Below are 2,635 nucleotides of genomic sequence, written 5' to 3'. Positions count from 1 at the left end.
CGGAGGGGCCGGGTCGGGGCGGTCGGGGGTGGTATGGGTGTGCGATTTCGGGACCGGTGTGCGGGGGCAGCCCCCGGACCGGTCGAGGGCTGCCGCCTGCCCAATGAGTGAATTGCAGATTTATGCAATTCACTACATGCTGTAGGGGTCGTTCCGCCCTGACAGGGAGCCCGCACGATGCTCACGCCGCCCGATCCGTTGCCGTACCGGCATGTGCTGACGCTGCCCGCGACGGGCCAGGCCGTGCGTGTCGCCCGGGAGACCACCGAGCAGGTGCTGGAGCAGTGGGGGGTGGCGGCGTGGGAGCCGTGCCGGGATCCGGCGCTGCTGATCCTCAGTGAGCTGGTGGCCAACAGCGTGCGGCATGCGGCGGCGCTGTCGCCGCAGGTGACGGTGGTGTTGGCGGGCGGCCCGGACACGTTCGCGTTCGGTGTGCACGACCGTCATCCGTACCGCCCGGCGCTGTTCGCGTGTGCACGACCGTCATCCGTACCGCCCGGCGCTGTTCGCGTCCGCCGGGACAGCGCCGGGGCGGGGGCTGGCGACCGTGATGGAGCTGACCCATGGTCTGGGCGGCAGCGCGGTGGTACGGGGCGATGCCGACGAGGGCGGCAAGAGCATCTGGGTCACTCTGCCGCTGCGGCGCGGCCTTGGGTGACCCTCGGGTGCACGCCCGGGGTGCGAAGGCGCGAGGATGACCCCATGGAGAAGAGTTCAGGTCAGCAGTGGTGCGGCGGGCTTCCGTCGTACGGGACGGGGTGCCGCAGGTGAGCACGCCGCTGTACCGGTTGAAGGCGGAGTTCTTCAAGACGCTGGGGCATCCGGTCCGGATCCGGGTGCTCGAACTGCTCAGTGAACGCGATCACGCGGTCTCGGAGATGCTGAACGAGGTGGGGGTCGAGGCCGCCCATCTCTCGCAGCAGTTGGCGGTGTTGCGCCGGGCCGGTCTGGTGACGGCCCGGCGGGAGGGGTCGGCCGTCCACTACTCGCTGGCCGATCCGGGAGTGGCGGAGCTGCTGCGGGTGGCGCGGACGATTCTGACCGGGGTGCTGGCGGGCCAGGCGGAGCTGCTGGCCGATCTGCGGTCGGGCGGCGACGGCCCGGACGATGCGCGCCCGGGCCGTCAGGACACCCCTTAGAGGTCAGTAGAGGTCAGCCGGTGGCCGACGTGCGTACGGCGAGGGCGCGGCGGAGGTCGTCGAGCTGGTCGACGAGCTTGCGGCGCAGGGCGGGGATGAGCTCGGGGTCCTCCAGGGCCCGGGTGCCGGTGGCGAGGCTGCCGGCGTCGATGGCGTACGCGGGGAAGGCGTACCGTCCGGCGGCCTCGGCGATGGCGGGGCCCCTGCGGGCGGCGAGCGCGATGGCGTCGGGGTAGAAGCGGGACACGTAGGCGTCGGTCAGCTCTTCCTGTCCGGGCTGCCAGAAGCCCTGGGCGGTGGCGGTGAAGAGGTAGTTGGACAGGGTGTCGTCGGTGAACAGGGCGTCCCAGGCGGCGGCCTTGGCCTCGGGGGTGGGCAGCGCGGCGCGGCAGCGGGCGGCGCCTTCGCGGCCGGTGGCGCTGGGGTCCGCCGCCAGTTCGGTGGCGATGGCGGCCTCGTCGGTGGCGCCGAGGACGGCGAGCCGGGTGAGGATGCGCCAGCGCAGCTCGGGGTCGAGTTCGGGTCCGCCGTGGACGGTGCCTTCGTCGAGCCAGCTGCGGAGCGTGTCCGGCTGGGTGGCGGCGTCGATGAAGTGGCGTACGGCGATGAGGCGCAGGCCCGGCTGTGAGCCGTCCTCGGTGCGGCGGATGAGGTCGCGGCAGAGGTCGGTGAGGGTGGCGCGGGCGGCGGGCAGGTCCTCGGGGACGGTGTAGCGGTCGACGACCTGGCCGGCGGCGAAGGACAGGACGCCCTGGACGAGGGCGAGGTCCGTCTCGTACGGGAGGTGGGTGCGGGCGGCCTTGAGGTAGGTGGCCGGGGGGAGTTCGGCGTCGCGGACCATGTCGCGGGCGGTGTTCCACAGGACGGCCCGGGTGAGGGCGTCGGGGATGCCGGAGAGGCCGGCCAGGACGGTGTCCCAGGAGGCGGTGTCCAGGCGGATCTTGGCGTAGGTGAGGTCGCCGTCGTTGAGGACGACGAGGGCGGGGCGGCGGCCGGGGCGGACGACGGGCGTCCCGTCGCCGGGTACGTCGGTTTCGAAGCGGTCGCGCAGGGCGAGGTGGCCGGGGCCTGCCTGGGTGTTCAGGGCGTGGTCGTAGGCGCCGACGGTGATGCGGTGGGGGCGGGAGCCGTCGCGGGTGACGGTGAGCGCCCAGGACTGGCCGTTGCCGTTAGCCGGGGTTCCGGCCGGTCCGGTGGGCGCGGGGGTGCCGATCTCGGCGGTGAGGGTGTCGATGCCGGTGGTGCGCAGCCACTGTTCGGCCCAGGCGTGGACGTCGCGGTCGGTGGCGGAGGCCAGGTTGTCGATGAAGTCGGCGAGGGTGGCGTTGGCGAACTTGTGGCGGGCGAAGTGGGCGTTGATGCCGGCCAGGAAGTCCTTCTCGCCGAGCCAGGCGACGAGTTGGCGCAGGGCGGAGGCGCCCTTGGCGTAGCTGATGCCGTCGAAGTTGAGGAGGGCGGAGGCGGTGTCGGGGACGGCGTCGGGGTCGGGGGCGACG

The 2,635-nt window shown here is 72.9% G+C and carries 2 protein-coding genes and 1 pseudogene; 2 read left to right on the top strand and 1 reads right to left on the bottom strand.

All coding sequences use genetic code 11. The features are described 5' to 3' along the window. Positions 1-177: 177 nt before the first annotated feature. Both D3105_RS33490 and D3105_RS33485 read left to right on the top strand, forming a co-directional pair. Positions 178-658, top strand: a pseudogene (locus D3105_RS33490) (ATP-binding protein). A 109-nt stretch (positions 659-767) separates the two neighbouring features. Further along, a complete protein-coding gene (locus tag D3105_RS33485) occupies positions 768-1,139 on the top strand; it encodes an ArsR/SmtB family transcription factor (RefSeq protein ID WP_118906564.1) in 372 nt (123 codons plus the stop codon). A gap of 13 nt (positions 1,140-1,152) precedes the next feature. Here the strand turns inward: D3105_RS33485 and D3105_RS33480 are convergent. Then, a partial coding sequence (locus D3105_RS33480; protein WP_206273057.1) for an ERAP1-like C-terminal domain-containing protein occupies positions 1,153-2,635 on the bottom strand: 1,483 nt, incomplete at its 5' end.

The sequence above is a fragment of the Streptomyces globisporus genome (assembly GCF_003501885.1).
Classification (GTDB): domain Bacteria; phylum Actinomycetota; class Actinomycetes; order Streptomycetales; family Streptomycetaceae; genus Streptomyces; species Streptomyces globisporus_D.
Note: the sequence above shows the minus strand (reverse complement) of the source record. Positions and strands in the feature narration are given on the sequence as shown.